Source organism: Streptomyces sp. NPDC051921 (genome assembly GCF_040680975.1).
Lineage (GTDB): Bacteria > Actinomycetota > Actinomycetes > Streptomycetales > Streptomycetaceae > Streptomyces.
On record NZ_JBFAXU010000041.1, the window covers coordinates 1 to 23,759 of the forward strand.

Annotated in this window: 21 protein-coding genes; 10 read left to right on the top strand and 11 right to left on the bottom strand. The window is 73.5% G+C overall.

Annotated features, from left to right (window positions below; translation table 11 throughout):
• Positions 1 to 100: 100 nt before the first annotated feature.
• The 3 genes from AB0M16_RS35110 to AB0M16_RS35120 form a co-directional block, all read right to left on the bottom strand.
• Positions 101 to 847, bottom strand: coding sequence for an arylmalonate decarboxylase (locus AB0M16_RS35110; protein ID WP_365350386.1), 747 nt, complete (start codon positions 845 to 847; stop codon positions 101 to 103).
• 72 nt (positions 848 to 919) lie between these two features.
• Positions 920 to 1,144 carry a tautomerase family protein gene (locus AB0M16_RS35115; RefSeq protein ID WP_365350388.1) on the bottom strand — a complete coding sequence of 75 codons (225 nt, stop codon included), beginning with the start codon at positions 1,142 to 1,144 and terminating at the stop codon, positions 920 to 922.
• A 42-nt stretch (positions 1,145 to 1,186) separates the two neighbouring features.
• A complete protein-coding gene (locus AB0M16_RS35120) occupies positions 1,187 to 5,086 on the bottom strand; it encodes an amino acid adenylation domain-containing protein (RefSeq protein ID WP_365350465.1) in 3,900 nt (1,299 codons plus the stop codon).
• 301 nt (positions 5,087 to 5,387) lie between these two features.
• Here AB0M16_RS35120 and AB0M16_RS35125 point away from each other — a divergent pair, with 301 nt between their 5' ends.
• Together AB0M16_RS35125 and AB0M16_RS35130 are read left to right on the top strand one after the other, a co-directional pair.
• Entirely contained in the window at positions 5,388 to 5,987 is a 600-nt protein-coding gene (locus AB0M16_RS35125) for a TetR/AcrR family transcriptional regulator (RefSeq protein WP_365350390.1), read from the top strand.
• 147 nt (positions 5,988 to 6,134) lie between these two features.
• Complete coding sequence (locus tag AB0M16_RS35130; RefSeq protein ID WP_365350392.1) at positions 6,135 to 7,352, top strand: Cmx/CmrA family chloramphenicol efflux MFS transporter; 1,218 nt, start codon at positions 6,135 to 6,137, stop codon at positions 7,350 to 7,352.
• On the opposite strand, the gene AB0M16_RS35135 is transcribed toward AB0M16_RS35130, so the two are convergent.
• A complete protein-coding gene (locus AB0M16_RS35135) occupies positions 7,331 to 7,660 on the bottom strand; it encodes a helix-turn-helix transcriptional regulator (RefSeq protein WP_365350394.1) in 330 nt (109 codons plus the stop codon). The two genes, AB0M16_RS35130 and AB0M16_RS35135, sit on opposite strands and share 22 nt — an antisense overlap.
• Positions 7,661 to 7,821: 161 nt before the next feature.
• Here AB0M16_RS35135 and AB0M16_RS35140 point away from each other — a divergent pair, with 161 nt between their 5' ends.
• From AB0M16_RS35140 to AB0M16_RS35150, 3 genes are all read left to right on the top strand, one after another.
• On the top strand, positions 7,822 to 8,697 hold the full coding sequence (locus AB0M16_RS35140; protein WP_365350396.1) for an NAD(P)-dependent oxidoreductase: 876 nt from the start codon (positions 7,822 to 7,824) through the stop codon (positions 8,695 to 8,697).
• A 25-nt stretch (positions 8,698 to 8,722) separates the two neighbouring features.
• Positions 8,723 to 10,261: an FAD-dependent monooxygenase gene (locus AB0M16_RS35145; RefSeq protein WP_365350398.1), complete on the top strand. Its 1,539-nt coding sequence runs from the start codon at positions 8,723 to 8,725 to the stop codon at positions 10,259 to 10,261.
• 195 nt (positions 10,262 to 10,456) lie between these two features.
• Positions 10,457 to 11,782, top strand: coding sequence for an ROK family protein (locus AB0M16_RS35150; RefSeq protein WP_365350400.1), 1,326 nt, complete (start codon positions 10,457 to 10,459; stop codon positions 11,780 to 11,782).
• A gap of 377 nt (positions 11,783 to 12,159) precedes the next feature.
• On the opposite strand, the gene AB0M16_RS35155 is transcribed toward AB0M16_RS35150, so the two are convergent.
• The 3 genes from AB0M16_RS35155 to AB0M16_RS35165 form a co-directional block, all read right to left on the bottom strand.
• On the bottom strand, positions 12,160 to 12,819 hold the full coding sequence (locus tag AB0M16_RS35155; protein WP_365350402.1) for a sigma-70 family RNA polymerase sigma factor: 660 nt from the start codon (positions 12,817 to 12,819) through the stop codon (positions 12,160 to 12,162).
• Positions 12,820 to 12,944: 125 nt separating this feature from the next.
• Entirely contained in the window at positions 12,945 to 14,324 is a 1,380-nt protein-coding gene (locus tag AB0M16_RS35160; protein WP_365350404.1) for a deoxyribodipyrimidine photo-lyase, read from the bottom strand.
• 118 nt (positions 14,325 to 14,442) lie between these two features.
• Positions 14,443 to 15,966, bottom strand: a complete 1,524-nt coding sequence (locus AB0M16_RS35165) for an SDR family oxidoreductase (RefSeq protein ID WP_365350406.1) — start codon at positions 15,964 to 15,966, stop codon at positions 14,443 to 14,445.
• A gap of 167 nt (positions 15,967 to 16,133) precedes the next feature.
• On the opposite strand from AB0M16_RS35165, the gene AB0M16_RS35170 reads away from it, so the two are divergent.
• Positions 16,134 to 16,574 carry a Rieske (2Fe-2S) protein gene (locus tag AB0M16_RS35170; RefSeq protein WP_365350408.1) on the top strand — a complete coding sequence of 147 codons (441 nt, stop codon included), beginning with the start codon at positions 16,134 to 16,136 and terminating at the stop codon, positions 16,572 to 16,574.
• On the opposite strand, the gene AB0M16_RS35175 is transcribed toward AB0M16_RS35170, so the two are convergent.
• Positions 16,561 to 17,211: a cysteine hydrolase gene (locus AB0M16_RS35175; protein ID WP_365350410.1), complete on the bottom strand. Its 651-nt coding sequence runs from the start codon at positions 17,209 to 17,211 to the stop codon at positions 16,561 to 16,563. The genes AB0M16_RS35170 and AB0M16_RS35175 overlap by 14 nt on opposite strands.
• Before the next feature lie 92 nt (positions 17,212 to 17,303).
• Between AB0M16_RS35175 and AB0M16_RS35180 the strand changes: the two genes are divergently transcribed.
• Positions 17,304 to 17,771, top strand: a complete 468-nt coding sequence (locus AB0M16_RS35180) for a pyridoxamine 5'-phosphate oxidase family protein (protein WP_365350412.1) — start codon at positions 17,304 to 17,306, stop codon at positions 17,769 to 17,771.
• A gap of 125 nt (positions 17,772 to 17,896) precedes the next feature.
• On the opposite strand, the gene AB0M16_RS35185 is transcribed toward AB0M16_RS35180, so the two are convergent.
• The gene (locus tag AB0M16_RS35185; RefSeq protein WP_365350414.1) at positions 17,897 to 18,820 is read right to left on the bottom strand and encodes a LysR family transcriptional regulator; all 924 of its coding nucleotides are present in this window, start codon (positions 18,818 to 18,820) and stop codon (positions 17,897 to 17,899) included.
• A 74-nt stretch (positions 18,821 to 18,894) separates the two neighbouring features.
• Between AB0M16_RS35185 and AB0M16_RS35190 the strand changes: the two genes are divergently transcribed.
• A complete protein-coding gene (locus tag AB0M16_RS35190; RefSeq protein ID WP_365350416.1) occupies positions 18,895 to 19,887 on the top strand; it encodes a DMT family transporter in 993 nt (330 codons plus the stop codon).
• Here the strand turns inward: AB0M16_RS35190 and AB0M16_RS35195 are convergent.
• Complete coding sequence (locus tag AB0M16_RS35195) at positions 19,878 to 21,209, bottom strand: aminotransferase class I/II-fold pyridoxal phosphate-dependent enzyme (RefSeq protein WP_365350418.1); 1,332 nt, start codon at positions 21,207 to 21,209, stop codon at positions 19,878 to 19,880. The two genes, AB0M16_RS35190 and AB0M16_RS35195, sit on opposite strands and share 10 nt — an antisense overlap.
• A 35-nt stretch (positions 21,210 to 21,244) precedes the next feature.
• Here AB0M16_RS35195 and AB0M16_RS35200 point away from each other — a divergent pair, with 35 nt between their 5' ends.
• Together AB0M16_RS35200 and AB0M16_RS35205 are read left to right on the top strand one after the other, a co-directional pair.
• Positions 21,245 to 21,979, top strand: coding sequence for a pyridoxamine 5'-phosphate oxidase family protein (locus tag AB0M16_RS35200; RefSeq protein ID WP_365350420.1), 735 nt, complete (start codon positions 21,245 to 21,247; stop codon positions 21,977 to 21,979).
• Positions 21,980 to 21,993: 14 nt separating this feature from the next.
• Positions 21,994 to 22,653: an FMN-binding negative transcriptional regulator gene (locus AB0M16_RS35205; RefSeq protein WP_365350422.1), complete on the top strand. Its 660-nt coding sequence runs from the start codon at positions 21,994 to 21,996 to the stop codon at positions 22,651 to 22,653.
• Here the strand turns inward: AB0M16_RS35205 and AB0M16_RS35210 are convergent.
• Complete coding sequence (locus AB0M16_RS35210; RefSeq protein WP_365350425.1) at positions 22,643 to 23,611, bottom strand: DMT family transporter; 969 nt, start codon at positions 23,609 to 23,611, stop codon at positions 22,643 to 22,645. The two genes, AB0M16_RS35205 and AB0M16_RS35210, sit on opposite strands and share 11 nt — an antisense overlap.
• Positions 23,612 to 23,759 lie beyond the last annotated feature (148 nt).

Consider the following 23,759-nt stretch of genomic DNA (forward strand, 5'->3'; position numbering starts at 1 on the left):
GCGTCGACCAGGATCTCGTCCCGGCCCTCACCGGCGAGCCGGGCGCCCGCGACGACCGCCTTGAGCCGGGGCGCCGCACCGCCGGGAGGGTGGCTGTCGGTCAGTGCTCGGAGAGCAGCGAGCCGTGGCCGTGGACGCGGTCCTCGATGCCGTTCTGGCGCAGGGCGTGCCAGTACAGGACGGTGTTGTTGGAGATGACGGGCTTGCCGATCCAGAACTCGGCGAGCGCGGCCACGCGCGACAGCGCGACGTTGGTGCCGACCTGGACGATCGCCTCGATGTCCGGTCCGTCGATCTCCTTGATGACGTCGCGGAGTTCGGTCTCGGAGACGTGCGAGATCTTCGCCGGGCTGGGCATGCCGAGACCCTGGATGCGGACGACGTCGTAGCCGCTGTCCTTGAAGAAGCGGCTGACGGAGTCGTCGCCCACGGGGAGGTACGGGGTGATGACGGCGATCCTGCGGGCCTCGTAGGCACCGAGGGCGGCGTTGATCGCGTCGGGGCTCATGATGACGGGCAGGCCGCCCGCGGCCTCTCGCATGGAGGCGAGGACGCGCTCGTGGGAGGCCGGGCCGTCCCAGTAGCTCTCCGGGGAGACGCCGATGATCACGGTGTCGGGACTGCAGCTGACGACGCTCTTGATCGCCGGGTGCGTGGAGTTTCGGATGCTGTGCATCACGTGGTCGAAGCCGGGCTCGTCGACCATCGAGTCGTCGCCGATGACCATACGGCCGATGTGGTTGGTGACCTGGTGCGGCCGCAGGGCCTCCAGCTCGGGCTGGGCCGAGGTGTTGGTGGAGGGGACGACGACGCCGACCTTGAGTCGGGGGCCGAGGGAGTCGGTCATGTGCGGGTACCTCTCAGAAGATCGCGTGGTGCGGGTACGGCCGGGGCGCGGCCGTCGGGGTGTGCGGAGGGGTCACTCGGGCCGGTAGTCGGGCGCCTTGATCAGCAGGTCCGGCCGGCCGGTGATCCGGGGCTCGAGGACCTGCTCGGTCCAGTCCTTCCGGTCCACGGGGTGCAGGGAGACCGAGACGGCCCCGTCGTAGGTCGAGAAGTGCTCGACGACGACGTCGGCGAGGGCGCGGCCCAGCCGTTCCTTCTGCTCGTCGGTGAATTCCCTGCCGTAGTAGGAAATGTCCACGTGCGGCACGATGGGGACTCCAAGTCCTCAGGAAGAAGTGGGTTATGCGCCGAGCCGGGCGCGGATGGCGGCCACCAGTTCGGCGACGCCGCGCTCCTTGAGGACGCTGTAGTGGTCGCCCTCGAGCTCGACGACCGTCACGGGCGCGGCGGAGTAGCCGGAACTGCCCTCGATGAACGCGTAGTCGTCACCGGTCGCCTTGAAGAGGGTGACCGGGGTGTTCAGCTTGCGCTCGCTCAACTCGCGGAAGTTGTACTCGAATTCGTAGGTCTCGCCGACGATGCGGGTGATCCGGCGGATCAACTGCGCGTCGAGTGCCGGTATTCGCTCGTGGACGAAGGCGACGAAGCTGTCCTCGTCCCGGGCGGCCGCCAGGCAGTCCTCGACCTCGGGGCCGCTGATGGAGCCGGTGAAGACCGAGTACAGGATGGTGACGTAGGCGGGGTTGGCGAAGGAGGCCTCCCGGCCGTGGCGCTCGGCCTCGGCCGCCCGGACCTCGGGGTTGCCGGGGCACAGCAGGAGCAGCTGCTCCACCTTCTCGCCGGCCTGCTCCAGCTGCCAGGCCGCCTCGAAGGCGACGCGGGCGCCGAAGGAGTAGCCCCACAGCAGGTAAGGCCCCTCGGGCTGGATCCGTCGTATCTCGGCGACGTCGGCGGCGGCCATCTCCTGGACGGTCGGATAGGGCTCCTCGCCCTCGTTGATGCCGTGCGCCTGGACCCCGTAGAACGGCCGGCCGAGGCCGGACTCGCGGCCGAGCAGCCGCAGGTTCATCGGGTAGCCGCCGAGACCGGGCCAGCAGAACACCGGGCCGGCGATGCCTTCGGCCCCCTTCGGGGTGTCGTCGTGCAGCCGGACCAGGCGCGAGACGGGCGCGCCCGAGCCGTCGGCGATGCGGGCGGCCAGGTCGCCGAGCTTCGGCGCCTCGAAGACGACCTGCAGCGGGAGTTCGGTGTTGAACTCGCGGTTGATCCGGTTGACCAGGGCGACGGCGATCAGCGAGTTGCCGCCCGCCGCGAAGAAGTCGTCCTGGGTCGAGACGTCCTCGTACTTGAGGGCCGTCCCCCAGACGTCGGCGAGCCACCGCTCGTGGGCGGTCGCCGGGGCGACGTAGGGGGCGCCGCTGCCCGCGGCCCGCACCTGCTCGCTGCCGGCGAGGGTCTTGGCGTCGACCTTGCCGTTGGCGGTCAGGGGCAGGTCGTTCATGACCAGGACGCGGTTGGGGATCATGTAGTCGGGCAGGAAGCCGGCGAGCTCGTCCTTGATGATCTCGGCCGGGCCCTTGGTGTGGACGGCGTCCTCGTTCATGCCCTCGCTGAGGATCTGCTCCTGGGTGACCCGGCCGCCGAGGAAGAAGTACGAGGGGCCGGTCCCGGTGCCGATGGACGCGAGGATCTCGTCGATCCGCCGCGCGGCGGGCAGCGGGTTGCCGGACTTGGAGCTGTATCCGGAGGACATGAAGCCGAGCGCGAGCCCGTTGCGCTGGAGGTGGTGCAGCTTGGCCCCCATCGCGACGTACTCCAGCCAGGGTTCCTCGGCGCGGCTGATCGCCGTGATGCCGAAGGAGGCCCGGTCGTAGACCGACTGGTTGATGGCGATGACGTGGCGGCGCTGGATCAGCGCGTCGGAGACGCGCTCGAGCTCGCCGTCGACGTAGCGGTAGTGGCCGCCCGGCAGGTCCGCGATCCGGCCCGGGTGGGCCTGGACGTAGATCTCGGTCGGGTCCTGGCGGGGTTCGCCGTCGTTCGGGTGGATCTCGAAGGTGCCGAGGTAGTGGTCCTCGTCGACGACGTCGAGCCGGTCCTTGACGGCCGGGGTGAAGCCGGCGGGGCGGATGGTCAGTCCGTACTCGGGCAGCACCTCCTCGAAGACGCCGAGCATGTGGCCCGTCTCGAACTCCAGGACCTCCAGGATGTTGTTGGCGTAGACCGGCTCGATGGCCCGTCGCTTGCCGACGAAGTGCACGTTCAGGGCGGGGCCCGTCAGCTCGGTGCCGGCGACCCGCACCAGCGTGTGGTCGAGCGGGTGGTGGTAGTACACGCCCGCCTCGATCCCGGCGACGCCGCTGGTCTCCAGGTACATCTGGGTGGCGTACAGGGCGCCCGGCGAGGCGTAGGAGTACTTCGGGAGGAGGCGCTCCTCGCTGCGGAACTGCCCGAACCAGCGGAGGATTTCTCCCAGCTGGGCGAGGGACAGTTCGTCAAGTCCGCGCGACAGCCGCGAGACCGGCGGCGGCGCGAGCAGCTGCCGGATGTCCTCCCGGCCGACCTCGCCGCCGTCGTAGTAGCGGTAGGTCTTGCGGGCGAAGGTCTCCCGGCGCTGCCGCTCGGAGGCCTCTCGGCCGGGCAGGCCGAGCACCGGCCGGCCGGCCAGTTCGTCCGCGTCGCGCAGGCCGGGGTTGGACAGCTGCGCCTTGACCTGCAGCTTGCTGGCCTTGGACTGGTGGTGGCCGCCGTGGTTGCCCTGATCCATCAGGGCCGCCTCGCGCGGGTTGAGCTCGATGCAGGCCACCAGGTTCTGGAAGCCGGTGCGCGGGTCGTCGGTGACGACGGCCGCGGCGCGGCGGACCCAGGCGTGCTCCTCGATGGCCAGCGAGATCTCGTCGAGCTCGACGCGGTAGCCGCGCAGCTTGACCTGGTTGTCGGCGCGGCCGACGCAGGTGATGGTGCCGTCCTCGTTCCAGTAGGCGAGGTCACCGGTCTTGTAGAGCCGCTCGGTCGGGACGAACGGCGACGGGATGAATCGTTCCGCCGTCAGGTCCTCGCGGTGCAGGTACCCGCGGGCCAGCTGGACGCCGCCGATGTAGAGCTCACCGGTGGTGCCGATGTCGACCGGCCGGAGCTCCTCGTCGAGGATGAAGCAGGGCGTGTTGTCGACCGGGACACCGATCGGCACCGAGCCCGCGCCGTCGCCGAGCGCGTCCGGGTCGACCAGGCACGCGGTGGCGTTGATGGTCGTCTCGGTGGGGCCGTACAGGTTGACCAGCGAGATCCACGGCAGATCGGTCAGCAGCGAGCGGGCGAGCCGCTGCGAGAGCGCCTCGCCGCCGGAGAACACCCGGCGCAGGGTGGTGCAGGACCGGAACTCCTCCAGGTCCACCAGTGCCTGGAGCAGCGTGGGGACGCCCTGCAGGGTGGTGACCTCGTGCCGGTCGATGGTGGCGACGATCGCCTCGGGGTCGCGGTAGAGGCCGGGCGCGCCCACGACGACCTTGGCCCCCGCGGCGGGGGCGAGGATCTCCCACTGCGCCGCGTCGAAGCTCATCGGGGTCTTCTGCAGGACGGTGACGTGGCTGCCGAGGTGCCCGAAGGAGTGCATCCAGCGCAGCTGGGACACAATGCTCCGGTGCTCGATCATCACGCCCTTGGGCTTGCCGGTGCTGCCCGAGGTGTAGATGACGTACGCGAGGGAGTCCGGGCGGGGGCCCATCCCTCTGGGGTCGCGCTGCTGCGGGATCCGCGCGGGCTCGACGGGGCCGGCGGCACCGGCTCCCCCGACGCCGCAGTGCGGAACGCCGTCGAGCGGGACCTCCGGCACGTCCGCGAGCGTGACGATCCGGGTGCCGGCCGGGGCGATGGCGGCCAGCCGCTCCCGCAGGTGCTCCTGGGTGACGATCACCCCGGTGCGACTGTTCTCGATCATGTAGCGGAGCCGGTCCTCGGGGTACTCCGGGGACAGCGGCAGGTACGCGGCCCCGGCGAACAGGATTCCCCAGGCCCCGGTCATCAGGTCCAGCGACGGTTCGGTGTAGAGGCCGACGCAGTCGTCGACCGACACGCCGAGCCCGTAGAGGTGGACCGCCAGTCTGCCGCTGGACTCGGCGAGCTGACGGTAGGTGAGGCTGCGGTCGTCGGACACGACCGCGACGGCCTCGGGCCGCGCCGTGGCCTGCTGCTCCAGCAGGCCCGGCAGGCAAGCCCCGTTTTCCAGACGTAAGCCGTAAATGGGCGCAACGGACTGAACGGGTGCCAAGGTGATCCCCCATGGAAATGATGTTGATGCCCTGGTCAGAGGGCGCTCCCCCGCGTCCGCCCGGGTCGTTCGACGGGCGGACCGGGTCTTCGCGGCACGCCGGCGACGGGGGATGGTCGGACTCCCGCGCCGGATGGGTCGACACGAATGCCCGGGAGAGGTCCCGGGACACTCGGTGCCGCGTCGACGACTTGAGGTAATCACACCTTCGAGCAGGCCGTCACGCCGGTCCATCGAATTTTAACAATCGTTCCAGAACTGCTAACCTGTCGACATGTCACCTCGCCCCCGGGGCTTCGACCTCAACCACGCACTGGACGCGGCAATGGCCACGTTCTGGGACAAGGGGTACGCCGGCACGTCGGCCCAGGACCTCGTGGAAAGCACAGGACTGGGTCGCGGCAGCCTCTACAACACGTTCAACAGCAAGCGCGGGCTGTTCGAGGCAGCACTCCGGCGCTACGACACCGAGTGGACCAGCCGCCTGACGACGCTGCTCGAAGAGGGCGAAGGACCGGCCCGCGAACGCATCCGCGCGGTCCTGCTGAGCGTCGTCGACGAGGAGACCGCCGACACCCCCGAGCACCGCGGCTGCCTCGTGGTGAACACGGCGATGGAGATGGCCGGACAGGATCCGGAGATCACCGAGCACGTCCGCGGCACCTTCGCCCGGATGCAGACGGCACTGCGTGTCAGCATCGAGCAGGGGCAGCGCGACGGCTCGATGGCGGGCGACCAGGAGCCGCAGGCACTCGCGGTCTTCCTGCTCAACTCGATGTACGGGCTGCGGGTGCTCGGCAAGGTCAGCGACCGCGCGACCCTCTCGGCCCTCGTGGACCAGATCCTGCCGCCCGCACCCCGGGCCACTCCCTAGCCTCCCGACACCCCGGCCGACGCCCACCCGCGTCGGCCGTCCTTTCACCCTCATTTTGGAATGATGATTCAAAAAATTCCGGCCACGAGCCGGACATGAGCCGGTCATGAACCCGACACACTCGAAGGATTCCAAGGAGGAGCGGCGATGCCCTTCGCCGTCTACGTGCTCGGCCTGAGCGTCTTCTGCATCGGGACGACCGAGTTCATGATCTCCGGGCTGCTGCCCGACCTCTCTCGCGACCTCTCGGTCTCCGTGCCCGCCGTGGGCTGGCTGATCTCCGGTTACGCGCTCGGCGTGGTGGTCGGCGGCCCCGCGCTGACCGTCGCCACCCTGCGCGTCAACCGCAAGAAGGCCCTGGTCCGGCTGCTGTTCCTGTTCGTCCTCGGGCAGACCATGGGCGCCGTCGCGCCGGGGTACGGCGTGCTGATGGCCGGCCGGGGCGTCGCCGCGCTCGCGCAGGGCGCCTTCTTCGGCATCGGCTCGGTGGTGGCCGTCGAGCTCGCGGGTCCCGAGCGGCGCGGCCGCGCGCTGGCGATCATGTTCGCCGGACTCACCGTGGCGAACGTGTTCGGTGTCCCGGCGGGGACGTTCCTCAGCCAGCACGCCGGCTGGCGCGCCAGCTTCTGGGCGGTCGACGCGCTGGCGGTGCTCGCACTGCTCGGCGTCCTCCTCCTGGTGCCGCGGGGGCCGAACGGCCCGTACGCGGGGGTGCGCGCGGAGCTCTCCGCGTTCCGCAACCCCCGGGTGTGGGTGGCCCTTTCGACCTCGATGCTCACCCAGGCGGCGATCTTCTGCTGCTTCAGCTACCTGTCCAAGCTCCTCACCGACGTCAGCGGCTTCTCCGAGACGACCGTGCCGCTGCTGCTGACCCTGTTCGGCGTCGGCTGCTTCGCGGGAAGCCTCGTCGGCGGCCGCTTCGCCGACCGCCATCTGCTGCCCAACCTGTACGCGGGGATCGCGGCGACGGCGCTGGTGCTGGCGGTCCTGACGGTCACCGCACACCACCGGGCGGCCACCGTGATCGCGGTCCTGGCCTTCGGTCTGGCCGCCTTCTCCATCAACCCCGCACTCCAGGCACAGGTGATGCGCGAGGCCGGCGACGCCCCGACGCTCGCCACCACGACCAACACCTCGGCCTTCAACCTCGGCAACACGATCGGCCCGTGGGTGGGCGGCAGCGTCATCGGGGCGGGGCTGGGTTACACGGCTCCCGTGTGGTCCGGGGCGCTGCTCGCGGTGGCGGGCCTGGGCACGGCGGCACTCTCGGGACTCCTGCTCCGGCGGGCGCGCTCGCACCCCACGCCCGGGGCGGACGAGGTCGTCGCGCGGGCGGTCCCCCGTCAGGAGGCCGGCGCCCCGTGACCGGGCTCCAGGGTCAGCAGATTGCCGAGGAGACCGGGGAAGCGGCGCTCGAAGTCCGGTCGCAGCCTCAGCAGCATGCCCGTGCCGGTACTGCGCTGAACGATGAGCCCGGCCTCGCGGAGCACCTTCCAGTGGTACGAACGGGTGGACTTCGCGCCCGGCACGTCCAGCGCGGTGCAGGCGACCTCGGCGTCCGGGGTGCGGGCCAGCCGGACCACCACGCCGCGCCGGTGCCGATCGGCCAACGCCGCGTACACGGCGTCGAGTTCGACGGTGTCCAGCGGGGGGTGGAACAACTCGACGGGCATCGCGGGACCTCTCGGAGTCGGACAGGTGACAGAGACGGCCGGGACGCGTTGTGGGCCCGGTCGCGGCCTGCCTAAGGTAGCCCGGTACGAATATTTTCGAACCACTCGTGCGTTCGGCGCGAGCGGCGCGTACCCCCGAACCCCCTTTTAGGAGTACGGACATGACCTCCGCACAGCCGGTCATCGCAGTCCTCGGCACCGGCATCATCGGCGCCCCCGTCGCCCGCAACCTCGCCAGGAGCGGCTTAACGGTCCGCGCCTGGAACCGCACCCGGGCCAAGGCCGACGCCCTCGTCGCCGACGGCGTCACGGTCGCCGACACCCCGGCCGAGGCCGTCGACGGCGCCGACGTGGTGCTGACCGTCCTCAACGACGGCCCCCGCGTCCTGGAGGCCGTCCGGGCCGCCGCGCCGAAGCTGGCGCCCGGCACCGTCTGGGTGCAGGTCAGCACCGTCGGCGAGGCCGTGGACGAGCTCGCCGCCTTCGCCGACGGGGCCGGCCTGGTCTTCGTCGACGCCCCCGTCCAGGGCTCGCGGCAGCCCGCCGAGCTGGGCAGGCTCGTGGTCCTGGCCGCCGCCCCGGAAAGCGTCCGCCCCACCGTCCAGCCGCTGTTCGACACCATCGGCGCGCGCACGGTCTGGGTCGGCGAGGACGGCACGAGCGGCGCGGCCAGCCGGCTCAAGCTGGTCCTGAACACCTGGGTGGGCGCCCTCACCCACGGCGTGGGCGAGGCCCTCTCCCTCGCCGACCGGCTCGGCGTCGACCCGCGGCAGTTCGTGGACGTCGTCACCGGCGGGCCCATGGACAGCGGCTTCTTCCAGGGCAAGTCCGCCGCGATCCTGGACCGGGACTGGACGCCGCAGTTCTCCGTCGACAACTCCGAGAAGGACGCCCGCCTCGTCCTGGAGGCCGCCGAGCGCGTCGGTGTCCGGCTCGACGCCACCGAGGCCGGTCACCGCCGCTTCCAGCGCGCCGCCGCCCAGGGCCACGGGGACAAGGACATGGCCGCGGGCTGGTTCGCCAGCTTCGACGCGTAACCCGCGAGGACCGGGAAGGCCCGCCATGTTCCCCGAACACACCACCGTCCTCGTCGTCGGCGGCGGCCCCGTGGGGCTGCTGCTCGCCGGCGAGCTGGCGCTGCAGAACGTCGACGTGCTCGTGCTCGAACAGCACGAGCGGATACGGGACACCCCGCGCGCCGGCACCCTGCACGCCCGCAGCGTGCAGTCCCTGCTGCGCCGGGGCGTCCTGCGGCTGCCCGTACCGGGCCGCCTCGACCTCCGACAGCGCACCGGCTTCCACTTCGCCGGACTGCCGCTCCTGACGATCACCAGCCCCACGGCCGAGGGGCCGCCGATCTTCAACCGGCCGCAGTCCTCCCTGGAGCAGGCCTTCGAGGTCAGGGCCCGCACGCTGGGCGCCGAGGTGCGCCGGGGGCTGGGCGTCCGGCGGCTGACCGAGCGCGCCGACCTGGTGGAGGTCGAGGTCGTCGGCACCGACGGCACCGCTCGCACCCTGACGGCCGACTGGGTCGTGGGCTGCGACGGAGCGCGCAGCACGGTGCGGGAACGGGCGGGCTTCCCGGTCACCACGACCGAGCCGTCCTTCAGCGGTGTCATCGGCCTGGTCGAGCTGATCGACCCGGCCGACGCCCCCGGCGGCTGGGCCCGCGGTCCGGAGGGTTCGACCCTGATCAACGTCAACCCGCGCGGCTACAGCCGGGTCCTGACCCACGACTTCACCCGCCCCTTCCCCGACCGGAGCCGGCCGGTGACCCTGGAGGAGCTGAGCACCACCGCCGCCCGGGTCCTGGGCCGCGAACTGCCGATGCGGGACCTCGTGTACGCCTCCCGTTTCAGCGACTTCACCCGCGTGGCGGACCGCTACCGCTCACCCGGTCACGGCCGGGTCCTGCTGGCCGGCGACGCGGCGCACGTGCACGCGCCGCTCGGCGGCCAGGGCCTCAACACCGGCCTCCAGGACGCCTTCAACCTGGGCTGGAAGCTGGGTCTGGTGGCCCGCGGCGACGCGCCCGCCGAGCTCCTGGACACCTACACCGACGAGCGGCGCGCGGTGGCCCGCACCGTCGTCGCCAACACCCGAGCCCAGGCGGCCCTCATGGACCCGCGGCCCCAACAGGAGCCGCTGCGCGCCTACTTCGGGCGCCTCATGGAGGTGCCCGAGGCCCGCGCGGCGACCGCGGACGAGATCAGCGGACAGGGCATCCGCCATCCCCGGCCGGGCGCCGACCCGCTGACCGGGACCTTCCTGCCCAACCACACCTTCCTGACTCCGCGAGGCCCGCGCAGCACGGCCGAACTCCTGGAGGACGCCACTCCCCTGCTGTTGCTCGCCGAGGACGTCACGACCGTGCCCGGCGAGCTCCTCGACGGCTGGCCGCCGGACCGGCTCCGTACGGTGCGGGTCGCCCGGGCCGACGCGGACGGCGCGGCCCTCGGCTGGCGCGCGGTGCTGTGCCGCCCGGACGGCTACCTGGCCTGGGCGGCCGGCGACACGGAGCCGGACCCCGCCGAGCTCACCGTGGAGCTGGCGCGCTGGCTGGGTCCGGCCAGATCGCCGGCGGGGGCGCGCCGGGGGTAGGACACGCCCGTCGGGGGACGGCGGCGGCACCCGCGGCGGCGCCGCCGCGGGCCACGGCTCCGGTGGAGCCACGGCTGCTCCGCCCCCTCGCGGACGCGGCTTATTTCAGGACGCGAGCTAAACTGCGAGGGAAGGGACGGCGGGCTTGGCGCCGGGTGTATGTTGCACATCTGACGCCGACGAACTGGGGGTACGGTGCGAGCGACGAGTGGCCGCACGGTGCGCGACCTGCGGCGGGAGAACCGCACCGCGGTGCTGCAACGCCTGTACTTCGACGGCCCGACGAGCCGCCTCGCGCTCGGCCCGGCGACCGGTCTGAGCTCCGGCTCGGTGAGCAACGTCGTCGCCGAACTGGTGGCCGAGGGCCTCGTCGAGGAGGCCGGCAGCGTCGACTCGGCGGGCGGCCGGCCCCGCACGCTGCTGCGCATCACCCCGACCAGCGGCTGCATGATCGGCGTGGACGTCGGCGAGACGCGGGTCAGGATCGAGCTCTTCGACCTCACCCTCACCGAACTCGCCCGCACCGAACGCCCGTTGGCGGTCGACAGCCGGGAGCGCCACGACCGCTACGAGGTCGGGCTCGTCGTCGGGCACATCCGCGAGGGCATCGCCGAGGTGCTGCGCACCGCGAACATGCCCGCGGACCGGCTCCTCGGCGTCGGCGTGGGCGTCCCCGGCATCGTCACGCACGGCACGGGGGCCGACGGTGCCGTCGTGCACGGCCAGACCATCGGCTGGGACGCGGTGCCCCTGGAGCGGATGCTGCGCGAGGCCGTCGACCTGCCCGCGGCCGTCCCCTACCGCATCGACAACGGCGCCCGCACCCTCGGCCAGGCCGAGCTGTGGTTCGGCGCCGGACGCGGCGCCCACAGCGCCGTCTTCGTGCTCTTCGGCTCGGGGGTCGGCGCCTGCGTCGCCACCGACCCGCTCGGGCCCGGCCGGGCCCTCGAATGGGGCCACCTGACCGTCCGGGTACGGGGCCGCCGCTGCCGCTGCGGCTCCCGGGGCTGTCTGGAGGCGTACGCGGGCGCCGAGGCGCTCCTCGAACGATGGCAGGAGGCCGGCGGCCGTCCCCCGGCGGGCACCGACGAGGAGACCGCCCTCACCGCGATGCTCGCCGCCGCCTACCCGGCCGAGGGCTCGCTCGTCGCCCCCGACACCACGGCGCTGGCCGTCCTGGAGGAGACCGCCGAATACCTCGGCGCCGGCTTCGCCGACCTGATCAACCTCTTCCAGCCCGAACGGATCCTGGTCGGCGGCTGGGCCGGCCTCCAGCTCGGCAACCGCTTCCTCGACACGGTCCGGGGCCACGCGCGGGAGTACGCGCTGCGCTACCCGGCCGCCCGGGTCACCATCGGCCTCGGCACCCTGGGCCCGGAAGCCGTCACCATCGGCGCCGCCATCCTCCCGCTGGCCGACTTCTTCGCCCGCGGCGGACGGCGCGCCGACACCGGCGCGGAGTCGGCCGAAGGGCAGCAGCCCGCGTGGACGACGACGGTACGGGACCGGACGGCGCACTGAGCGGGGCGGCCTCCCCGTTCTCGGCTGAGCGGACACCGTGGAGCCGGGACGAATCCGGCGCGGCCCTCGGCCCCTGTTCACGGCTGCGTGGGCGCGCGCGGCGTGCGACGGTCGGTGCACGGTTCGCGTCGCTTGTGCGTCGCACGGCCGAGGCATGCCCGACGCGGAGCCTCGCAAGCCCCCGGATGCGGTGGCACGGGCACCCGGACGCCGCGCCGACCACCCTGCGCTCCCGGGACCGGCGGTAGGGCCGCGGCCCGGCCGCCCACGAGGACGGCCCGCCCCGCCGGCGGCCCGACCTGGGCGAAGCGCCGGCCCTGCTCTCCCGGCGGTACGGGGAAGCCGACGCGGCCGACGGGTAACGGCCCACCCGCGCCTCACCCGGGGGTGACGGCCGCCGCGGTCAGGTTGCGGCGCAGGCTCTGCAGTCCTCGGCGTGCGTGGCTCTTGACGGTGCCGAGGGGGAGGCCGGTGCGGTCGGCGATCTCGGTCTGGGTCAGGTCACCGAAGTAGGCCAGGGCCAGCACGTCACGCTGGACGCGCGGGAGCCGGGCGAGTTCCCCGGCGACCACGATCCGGTCGAGGACGCGCTCCGGCCCGCGCTCGGCCTCGTCCCGAGCACGGGGGCCGACCTCCGTGGCCGCCGCGGCCTCCGCGACGAGTTCGCGTCGGCGGGTGCGTGCCGCCAGCGCGTCGACGGTCTTGCGACGGGTGATGCCGACGAGCCAGCCCGGCACGGTGCCCCGCTCGGGGCGGAAGCCGGCCCGCCCCCGCCACGCGGCGACGAAGACCTGCTGGGCGACGTCCTCGGCCTCCCGGGGGTCGCCCAGGGCACGCGCGGCCAGCGTGTGCACCAGGCGTGCCCAGCGGCGGTGCGCCTCGGCGAGGCACCGTTCGTCGCCCCGGGCGATACCGAGCCCGACCTCCGCGTCCGAGAGTTCCCGGGCATCGGGAGCCGGTTCGTGACCGTGGTCGGGCTCGGGCGCCGGTCGGAACGGATCGCGGCCCGTTCCGCGCTCCTCGGCGGTGGCAGTCATGACGGCTCCTTCTCCGGCGGGACGACGGTCCGGAAGCGCCTCGCGCTTCCGACGTCCTGCCCTCAGCCTCGGCCCGCCGGACCCGGTGGTCCACTCGCATCGGTCGTGCGTCGAATGAGCGGCCGCTACGTCCCCGAGTCGTCCCGCGCCGCCCGGAACCGCGCCAGACCGTCGGCGAGCCCGATCACGGGGTCGGGGTAGTCGACTGCCGCCCGGTCGAGTCCGTCGAGCCGCCACGGTTCGTGCACCTCCGGCACCGTCAGCCCGGCGAGCTCCGGCACCCAGCGGCGCACGTAGGTGCCGTCGGGGTCGTGGCGCCGTGCCTGCAGGACGGGGTTGAGCACCCGGTTGGGCCGCGTGTCCGTCCCCGTGCCGGCCACCCACTGCCAGTTGAGCTGGTTGTTCGCCACGTCGCCGTCCACCAGGAGGTCGAGGTAGTGGCGGGCGCCCTCCCGCCAGTCCAGATAGAGCGTCTTGGTGAGGAACGACGCGGCGATCAGCCGCCCCCGGTTGTGCGTCCAGCCCTCGTGGGCGAGTTGCCGCATCGCCGCGTCGACCAGCGGGTAGCCGGTGCGCCCCTCCCGCCAGGCGCGCAGGTCCGCCTCCGCGTCCGGGCCGCTGCGCCAGCGGTCGTGCCGCGAGCGGTAGTCCTCGCTCGCGGTCTCGGGCCTCGCGGCCAGCACCTGGTGGTGGAAGTCCCGCCAGCACAGCTGCCGGACGAAGGCCTCGGCCCCGGTGCCGCCGCGTGCCCGCGCCCGGTGCACGGCCTCGGCGGCCGAGACGGCGCCGAAGTGCAGGTACGGGGAGAGCCGTGAGGTGGCGTCGCCCGCGAGATCGTCGTGGCGCTCGGCGTAGGCGTCGGCGTGCCGGGACAGCCAGGCGGAGAGCCGCTTGCGGCCCTCGCCCTCCCCGCCGGGCGCGAGGCCCTCGGACACCCCCGCGACGGCGGACCGGTCGGGGAGTCCGGCGCCCCGCACCGCGAGCGGCACCTTGACGGTGCGCGGGGCGGCGAGCGGCGTGCGGAGCCGTGCGGCGTTCCAGCGCCGGAAGTAGGGGGTGAAGACGGCGAAGTGGTCGGAGCCTTGGGGGGTGAGGTCACCGGGCGGTACGGCAGTGATCACCGCGTCGTGGACGAAGAGCCGGCAGCCGTCCGCCTCCAGGGCGCGCCGCAGGCGGTCCTCCCGCGCGCGGGCGAAGGCCGAGCAACCGGCCGCCGTGTGCACTTCGTCGGCCCCGGTTTCCCGGACCACCGCGAGGACCTCGGCGGTGGTGTCGCCGGTACGGACGACGAGCCGGCCGCCGCGCTCGTCCAGGGCGCGGTCCAGGTCGGCGAGGCAGTCGGCGAGGAAGGCGAGCCGGTTGGGGGCGGCGAATCCGGCCCGGTCCACGGCGGGGTCGCGGACGAACAGCGGGACGACCTCGCGCCCGCCCGCGGTGGCGGCCCGCAGCGGTGGATGGTCGTGCACACGGAGGTCCGAGGTGAACAGGACGACGGAGACGTTCATGGCACCACTCCTGGGTAGGGATCGCCGGCGGTGGTCTTCCCGCCCTCGGCACCCCCCGGATGCACCCGCTTCACGCGGACCACCGGACGCCCCTCCGCGGCCGGGTGCCGTCCCGCCCTCATCGCCGGGCGGCCTTCTCCGCCGTGCGCGCGATGTTCCTCGCCATGCCGCCGAAGACGATCGCGTGGAACGGCGCGACGCTCCACCAGTACACCTGCCCGAGGAGACCGCGCGGATGGAAGAGCGCGCGCTGGCGGTAGCGGGTGCGGCCGGCCTCGTCGCGTTCGGCGCGCAGCTCCAGCCAGGCGAGGCCGGGCAGCCGCATCTCGGCGCGGAGCCGGAGCAGTCGGCCGCGTTCGATCTCCTCGACCCGCCAGAAGTCGAGTGCGTCACCGACCCGCAGGTGCTGCGCGTCCCGGCGGCCCCGGCGCAGGCCGACGCCGCCGACGAGCCGGTCGAGCCAGCCGCGCACCGCCCAGGCCAGCGGGAAGGAGTACCAGCCGTTCTCGCCGCCGGTGCCCTCGATGACCCGCCACAACTCCTCCTCCCCCGCGTCGACCAGGCGGGCGCGCTCGTCGGTGTAGAGACTGCCGCCGGCCCAGTCCGGGTCGGTGGGCAGCGGGTCGCTGGGGGCGCCGGGGAGCGAGGCGGAGGACCAGCGGGTGGTGACCTGGGCGTCGCGCACCCGCTGGAGGGCGAGCGTCAGGGCCCGGTCGAAGGGCAGGGGGCCGCCCGGCGGTTCCGGTACGTACCGGCTGATGTCGTGCTCGGCGCACACCACCTCGTACCGCAGGGATTCGGCGAGCGGGCGGGCGAGATGCGGGGGCACGGGGGTGACGAGCCCGATCCATTGGCTCGACAGGCGCGGGGTGAGCATCGGGACCGGCACGATGAGCCGCCGCGGGAGCCGGGCGACGGCCGCGTACCGGATCATCATCTCCCGGTACGTGAGGACGTCCGGCCCGCCGATGTCGAAGGTGCGGTTCACCTCCGGCGGCATCCGGGCGCTGCCGACCAGACAGCGCAGCACGTCGCGTACGGCGATCGGCTGGACGCGGGTCCCCACCCAGCTCGGGGTCACCATGACGGGCAGTCGTTCGGTCAGGTAGCGCAGCATCTCGAAGGACGCCGAGCCGGATCCGATGACGACGGCGGCGCGCAGCACGGTGGTGGGCACGCCGGACTCCAGGAAGATCCGGCCGACCTCGGCGCGGGAGCGCAGATGGCGGGAGAGCCGGTCCTCGGGCACGTCGCGGGGTGTGAGGCCGCCGAGGTAGACGATGCGCCGCAGATGGGCGCGGGCGGCCTCCTCGGCGAAGGTGCGGGCGCCGTCCCGGTCGGTCTGTTCGAAGTTGCCACCGGACCTCATGGAGTGGACGAGGTAGTAGGCGACGTCGATGCCCTCGAGGGCGGGCCGCAGGCTCGCCGCGTCGGTGACGTCGCCCCGGACGATCTCGACGCGGTCGGCCCACGGGTGGTCCTTCAGGTGGGCCGGGGTGCGGGCGAGGCAGCGCACGCGGTGTCCGGCGTCCAGGAGCTCGGGGACCAGACGTCCTCCGATGTAGCCGCCCGCACCGGTGACCAGGCAGTGAAGGGCGTCGGGCGCGTGGTGGGGCTCGGGCGTGGGTCCGGGCAGGGGCATGGCGGCTCGGCCCCCTTTCGTGTGCGTGAGGTGTCGCCTCCGTCCGATGGTTCCCCCCCGGCGGCTCCGCCGGATGCACCGACCCGCCTTTTCGTGACGGGAAGCGGGTCCATGCGCCACCATGGCGCGCAGAGATCGTGACGACGGTGAGGGCAAGGGGAGCGGGTATGAGTGGTGTGGCGCGCAGGACGGTCGTCGCGGCGGCGGGCGGAGCGGGGCTGACGGCGGCCCTCGCCGCCTGCGGCGGCAGCGAGGACGGCGGCACGGGCGGTACGGACGGCACGGGCGGTACGAACGGAGCCGAGGGCACCGTCGGGGAGAACGCGCCGCTCGCGATGACCGGCGACATCCCGGTGGGCGGCGGCAAGGTGCTGGCCGACAAGGGCCTGGTGATCACCCAGCCGAAGGCGGGCGAGTTCAAGGCGTTCTCCGCGCGCTGCACCCACCAGGGCTGCAGCGTGAGCAGAGTGGCGGACGGGGTCATCGTGTGTCCCTGCCACCAGAGCCACTTCGACTTCTCGGACGGCAGCGTGAAGCAGGGCCCCGCCAAGGAGCCGCTGGAGCCGACGCCGATCGAGGTGACCGGACAGGCGATCAGGCTCGGCTGACCGGCCGGGACGCCGTCCAGCAGTCGAGCACGTCGTCGGTGCTCGCGACGGTGGCGACCAGCGCGAGCGTGTTGCGGATCATGGCGGGGGTGTAGTCGGCCGGGACCCCCGCGATGGCGTCACCGGGCACCACGACCGTGTAGCCGAGGTTGACGGCGTCGAAGACCGCGTTGGGGACGGCCACGTTGGCGGAGACCCCCGTGACGACCAGCGTGCGGCAGCCCAGGTTCCGCAACAGGGCGTCGACGTCGGTGCCGGCGATCGGCGAGAGACCGTGCAGGCGCCGCACCACGAGGTCCTGCTCGGCCACCGCGATGGGTGCGGCGATCCGCACGGCGCCGCTCCCGCTGTGCTGCTGCACCGGAAGCCGCGCCGCGGCGCGGAACAGGCGGGCGTTGCGGTTGGCGCCGCGCCCGTCGGGGCGCCGCTCGGCGACGGCGTGCATGACCTGCACGCCGGCCCCGTGGGCCGCGTCGACGAGCCGGGCGACGTTCTGCAGGGCGCCCGACTCCCGTGCGGCGGCGCCGAGTTCGGGCAAGGCGCTCTCGTGTCCGACGACGCCCTCCTGGCACTCCACCGTGAGAAGCACGGCGCCGTCCGGGACGAGCTGTTCCCTGAGCCGTTCCGACTGCCTCACGGTGTCCTCCTCGTGGTCGCCCCGCTTGCACCCCGGCGGCGCAGCCCCCATGATTTCTGACACCTCGTCAGAAATCCAGAAGGGTGCGGACGATGACCGTCGCACAGCGCCGTGGACGCCGGATCATGATGACTCCGGCCGAGCTCGACTCCTTCCTCACCGAACAGCGCACCTGCCGGGTCGCGACCGTGTCGGCCGACGGGCGCCCGCACGTCAGTGCGCTCTGGTTCGCCTGGGACGGCAGCTCGCTCTGGCTCTACTCCCTCACCCGCAGTCGCCGCTGGGCCGAGCTGCGCGCCCGGCCGCGGATCGCCGTCGTGATCGACGACGGCGAGGAGTACGGGGAGCTGCGCGGGGTCGAGCTCTCGGGCACCGTGGAGTTCGTGGGCGAGGCCCCCCGCACCGGCGAGCCCTGCCCGGAACTCGAAGCGCCGGAACGCCTCTTCGCCGCGAAGAACTTCGGCCTGGACGCGATGCCGCACGACGGCCGGCACGCCTGGATGCGCCTGACCCCGGACGCCCTCGCGTCCTGGGACTTCCGCAAGCTGGCGGCGCTCTAGCGGCACTTCGCGGAACGGGACAGGACACCGGAGATCACCACCCCCGTCCGCTGTCGGTCCCCGGTGCGAGACGCGCGCGGTCGGCACGGACCGCCGAACCGCCGCGGCCGGGTGTTCACCGAGCGTCAGTCACCCGGCGCCGTCCTGCTCGCGGCCGGCGCCCCGGCCGCCCGCAGGGCCTCGACGACCGCGCGGATGGACGGCCGGCGCCCGGCGTCCGTACGCCAGGTCGCGTAGATGTGCCGCTGCATCGGCTGCCGTACGGGCACGAAGGAGACCCCGTCCATGGTCGCCGGCCGCCCGAGCCGGGGCGCGACGCAGATGCCGAGCCCGGCGGCGACGAGGGCCAGCTGGGTGTGGTGGTCACCGGCGACATGGGCGATCCGCGGCTCTATGCCCTTGGAGCGGAGCGTGAACATCAGCCAGTCGTGACAGAACTCGCCCGCGGGCCAGGAGACCCACTCCTCCTCGGCGAAGTCCTCCAGCTCCACCACCGCGCTCCCGGCCAGCGGATGGTCGGCCGGCAGCGCGACGTCGGCGGAGTCGTCGAGCAGGTGGGCCCGCTCCAGGCCGGCCGGGACGGGAGCCCGCTTGTTGTTCCAGTCCAGCACGACGGCGAGATCGCTGTCACCGCGCAACACCTCGCGCACTCCGAAGTCGGGCTCCAATTCGGCGGTGTGCACGCGCAGTTCGGGATGAGCGGCGCGCAGGGCACGGATCGCCGCCGGGAAGAGGCCTCTCACCGCCGTGGGGAAGGCGGCGATGCGCACCTCTCCCACGACCTGCCCGCGCTGCGCCTCGATGTCCGCCTGGGCGAGCTCCACCTGGGAGAGGATCCGCGCCGCGTGCTCGGCGAGCAGCAGCCCGGCGTCGGTGAGCCGCACCCCTCGCCCGTTCTTGGCCAGCAGCTGCTGGCCGATCTCGCGCTCCAGCTTGGACAACTGCTGCGAGACCGCCGACGTGGTGACGTGCAGTCCTTCGGCGGCCCCGCTCACCGAGCCGTGCCGTGCGACGGCGTCGAGTGTCCGCAGGCGCTCCAGGTTCAACATGTAAGCGATACTAAGACATCGCCTCCACGAATTCTCGCTTGTACTACACCATGACCTCGACGAGTCTGGACTCCATGAGCAGCCCCACCGCCCCTTCCCCCCGTTCCGGAGTCGACTGGCGCGTCCGCTTCGGCGCCCTCGCCCTGATCTGGGGTTGCAGCTTCCTCTTCATCAAGGTCGGCACGGAGGGCTTCGCCCCCTTCCAGGTGACCTTCGGCCGCCTCCTGTTCGGTACGGCGGTCCTGCTCGTCGCCCTGATCGCGAAGCGCGACCGTCTCCCGCGCGGCGCCCGCACCTGGGGCCGCCTGGCGGTGGCGGCCTTCCTCCTCAACGCCCTGCCGTTCTCCCTCTTCTCGTACGCCGAGCTGACCATCCCCTCGACGCTCGCGGGCATCTGCAACGCCACGACCCCGCTGTGGGGCATGGCCCTCTCGCTCGTCGCGCTGTCCGAGGACCGGCCGACCCGCGTGCGCGCGGCGGGCCTGGGCATCGGCTTCGTCGGCGTCCTCACCGTGCTCGGCGCCTGGCAGGGCTTCTCGGGCCTGGACGTCACGGGCACGGCCCTCGCCCTGCTCGCCTCGGCCAGCTACGCGGTCGGCTGGATCTACGTCCGCCGCACCCTGTCCGGCACGGGCTCATCGAACCTCTCCCTCGCGACGGCCCAGGTCGGCCTGGGCACCCTGCAGCTGGCCCTGGTGACCCCCGTCTTCACGACCTGGCCGGCCACCGTCGAGGTCCTGCCCCTCCTCTCCGTCATCGCCCTCGGGGCACTGGGCACGGGCTGGGCGATGCTGCTCCAGTACGGAGTGGTGGCCGAGGTCGGCCCGACGACGGCGTCGATGGTCACGTACTTCATCCCGGTCATCGCCACGGCCGCCGGCGTCGCCCTGCTGGGCGAGCACCTCAGCTGGAACACCCCGGTCGGCGCCCTGGTCGTCCTGGCCGGTGCGGCCCTCACCCAGACCCGCACGTCCAGCCGCCGGCAGCCCCCGCGCACGGCGGCGGCGGGCACCGCCGCCCCACGGGTCCGGCGTGACCCGCGGGCCGGGGCCCACCCTCAGCCGTAGCTGCGGGCGGGCGCCGGCCCCGCGGCGAGGGCCACCGCGTCGGCGAGCGGCTCGAGGTCCCCGACGGCGAGCCCGGACACGGTCAGACGGATCGCCGGCCCGGCCTCCATCCGGAAGCGGGCACCGGGAGCGACCGCCCACCCGCGCCCGAGCAGCCGCGCCACGGCCCCGGTCTCGTCGGCGACCGGCACCCACACGTTCATCCCGCTGACCCCGTGCGCCTCGACCCCGCGCCGGGCGAGCGCCCGGACCAGACCGTCGCGCCGCGCTCCGTACGCCGCCGCGACCACCTCGGGGTCGACGGCTCCCGTACGCCACAGATGGACCACGGCCCGCTGCAGCAGCCGGCTGACCCACCCGGGCCCGAGCCGCTGCCGCCCCAGCACCCGGTCGACGGTCTCGGCGTCGCCGGTGAACGCGGCGATCCGCAGATCGGGCCCCCACGCCTTGGCCACCGACCGCACGAACACCCACCGTCCCCGCCCCGTGGCGAGCGGTCGCAGCGGCTGCGTGACGATCCCGTGCCCGTGATCGTCCTCGACGAGCAGCACGTCCGGATGTGCGGCGAGCACCGCGCGCAGTGCGGCGGCGCGCGCCTCGGAGACGCACGCCCCGGTCGGATTCTGCGCCCGGTCGGTGACGATCACGGCCCGCGCTCCACCGCGCAGAGCACGCGCGACGGCGTCCGGGAGCGGCCCCTCGTCGTCGACGGCGACCGGCACGGGCCGCAGCCCCAGCGCCGGCACGAGGTCGAGGAGACTGCCCCAGCCGGGGTCCTCGACGGCCACGGCGTCGCCCGGCCTGAGGTGCGCGGCGAGCACCCGCTCGACGGCGTCGAGGGAGCCGGACGCGACCCCCACCGGCCCCGCAGGCACTCCGCCCGCATCGAACGCGGCCCGCGCGAGCCGCGCGAACTCCTCGTCGACGGGGGCCTCCCCGTACAAAGGGGTGCGTGCCGCGTACTCTCCCGCGACCGCGGCGAGGACGCCGTCGAGCGCCGGCAGCAGCACGGGGTCCGGGCTGCCGTTGCTCACGTCCCGCACGCCTTCGGGGGCCTCCACGCGGAGGGATCCGCGAGCGGTCGTGGCGGGCGCGGGCCGGACGCGACTGCCGCGCCGCCCGTCGGTCTCGATCACCCCGCGCTCCCGCAGGGTGCGGTAGGCGGCGGCGACGGTGTTCGGATTCACTCCGAGCGTCCCCGCCAACTCCCTCATGGGTGGCAGTAGTTGACCGGGCGCGAGCTGCCCGGAGCCCACCCCCCGCTCCACGCTGGCGGCGATCTCCGATGCGCGACGACCTTCGATCCGATACTCTCCTAGCACAAAACCAAGTATGCACTAGTGCAATGGGGTGCACAATGACCGACGCGGTGGCCACGACGCAGACGCCGGACGCGAGGGACGGCGGGGGCACGACGGACCCGGCTCCGGTGGCGCGGTCCTACGAGCCCACCGAGCGGACCGTCCCGACCCGCTCCCGCGAGCGCGCCTCGTACGACCGCGAGCTGGTGCACTCGATACTCGACGAGACCTGCCTCTGCCACCTCGGCTTCGTCCGCGACGGGGCCCCCGTCGTCCTGCCCACCCTCTACGGACGGGTCGGCGAGCGCCTCTACGTGCACGGCTCGACCGGCTCCCGACCGCTGCGGACGGCGGGCAGGGGCGAGGACGCGCCCGGGCTGCCGGTCTGCCTCACGGTGACCCACGTGGACGGCCTGGTGCTCGCCAAGTCCGCCTTCCACCACTCGATCAACTACCGCTCGGTCGTGGTGCTCGGCACCGCCCACCAGGTCACCGACCCGGACGAGCTGCGCACGGCCCTCGACGCGCTCGTCGACCACGTCGTCCCGGGCCGCTCGTACGACTCGCGCCCCGGCAACGCCAAGGAGATCGCCGCCACCGCCGTCCTCCGTCTCGACCTGAACGAGGTCTCGGCGAAGGTCCGCGCCGGCGGCCCCGACGACGAGCCCGAGGACCTGGCGCTGCCCCACTGGTCCGGCGTGGTCCCGGTACGGCGGGCCTACGGGACCCCCGTCCCGGCCGCCGGCCTGGACCCGGCCATCGCGCTGCCCGGCTATCTCGCCACCCTCTGAGGACGGACCCCCGCATGCTGATCCATCCCTGGGACGCCGCCCACGACGAGGGAGAGTGGCGCGGCTGGCTCGCCGCCCACGACTTCGGCCAGCTCGCCGTCAACGGCTCGCCGGGCGAGCCGCCGTGGGTGCAGCCGATGCACTTCCGCTACGAGCCCGGCCCCGGCCCGTACGGACAGGCGATCGCCCACCTCGCCCGCCCGAACCCGCTCTGGCGCGACCTGGAGCGCAACCCGACGGTGCTGCTCAGCGTCGTGGACGACTACGTCTACGTCCCGGGGCACTGGACCGCGCCGGACGGCTCCCCCAGCGCGCACGGCACGCCGACCTCCTACTACGCGGCGGTCCAGCTCCGCTGCACCGCCCACATCGTCGACGACCCGGTGGAGAAGGCGGTCCTGCTCGACCGCCAGGTCGCCCACTTCCAGCCGGAGGGCGGCACCGCCGAGGTCCGGCCCGCCGAGGCCCCGTTCGGCCGCATGCTCCCGGGCATCCGGGTCCTCCGCCTGGAGGTCACCGACGTCCGGGCGAAGTTCAAGTACGCGGGCAACAAACCCCAGGACGTCCAGGACCGCGTCGCTGCCCGCCTCGCGGAACGCGACGGACCGGGCGACGCGGCGGCGAGGTCCCACCAGACCCGCCGCCGCGGCACCGGGCCTGCGCCTACGAGGTGACCGCCACGGCCTCCGTCCGCCGCCTTCCCGCCGCCGTGCGGGCCTCCGCGAAGGCGAGGCCGGTGACGGCGGTGAGCAGCAGCAGGGTGCCGCCGACGGTCGCGGCGGTGAGGTGCTCGCCGAGCAGCGTGACCGCGACGACCGCCGCGCTGACCGGCTCCAGGAGCATGATCACGGAGACGGTCGCGGCCCGGACGACGGCCGCCCCGGCGAAGTACAGGGCGTAGGCGAGGGCGGTCGGCACGGCCGCCACGTACGCGAGCAGGGCGAGTACCTGCGCCGGGGCGTCGGTGTGCGGGACGAGGCCTTCCAGGGCGGCCATCGGCAGCAGGCCGACCGCCCCGATCGCGAAGGCCCAGGTGGTCGTCGACAGCGCGTCGGTGGCACCGCCGTCGCGGCCGAGCCACCGGGTGAGCAGGGTGATCGCCGCGTAGCCGGCCGCGGACACGAGGGCGAGGACGACGCCGAGCGGCCGGACCTCGGCGGCGCCGCCCCCGAGGACGAGGACGCCGAGTCCGGCGAGCGCCCCGGCGACGGCCGCGCCGCCCCCGGCGCCGATCCGCTCGCCCATCAGGACGCGGGCGCCGACCGCGATGAGCACCGGCCCGGCGCCGAGGGTGACGACGGTGCCGACGGCGAGGCCGGTGGCCTCGACCGCGGCGAAGTAGGCGCTCTGGAAGACGGTCAGGCCGATCCCCGTGCCGAGGACGCGGACGAGCCGTCGCCCGCGCGGTTCGGCCTGCGCTGCGGCCCGGGGTCCGCGCCGCAGCGCGAGCGCGCCCAGGAGCAGGATGAGCCCGCCGACGCAGCGCCAGAAGGAGAGGGCCAGGGGGCCCATGTCGCTGGCTCGGAACACCAGCGAGGCGGCGGCCCCGGCGGTGCCCCAGGCGATTCCGGCGACGATCAGATAGGTGAGGCTCCGCCCGGTGGACAGGGCGGAGGCAGCGGTGTTCGACACGTGCGTTCTCCGTGTGAAGACAGGGATGGGGGTGGTCGCTCGGCTCCGCGGGCGGGCAGCGACGAACCGCTCGGGGGCCTGTGACGGCCCGCCCGAGCCCGGTCTTCGTCAGCGGAAGGTGCCGCCCGCGCTAGGCGGCGGGAGGCGG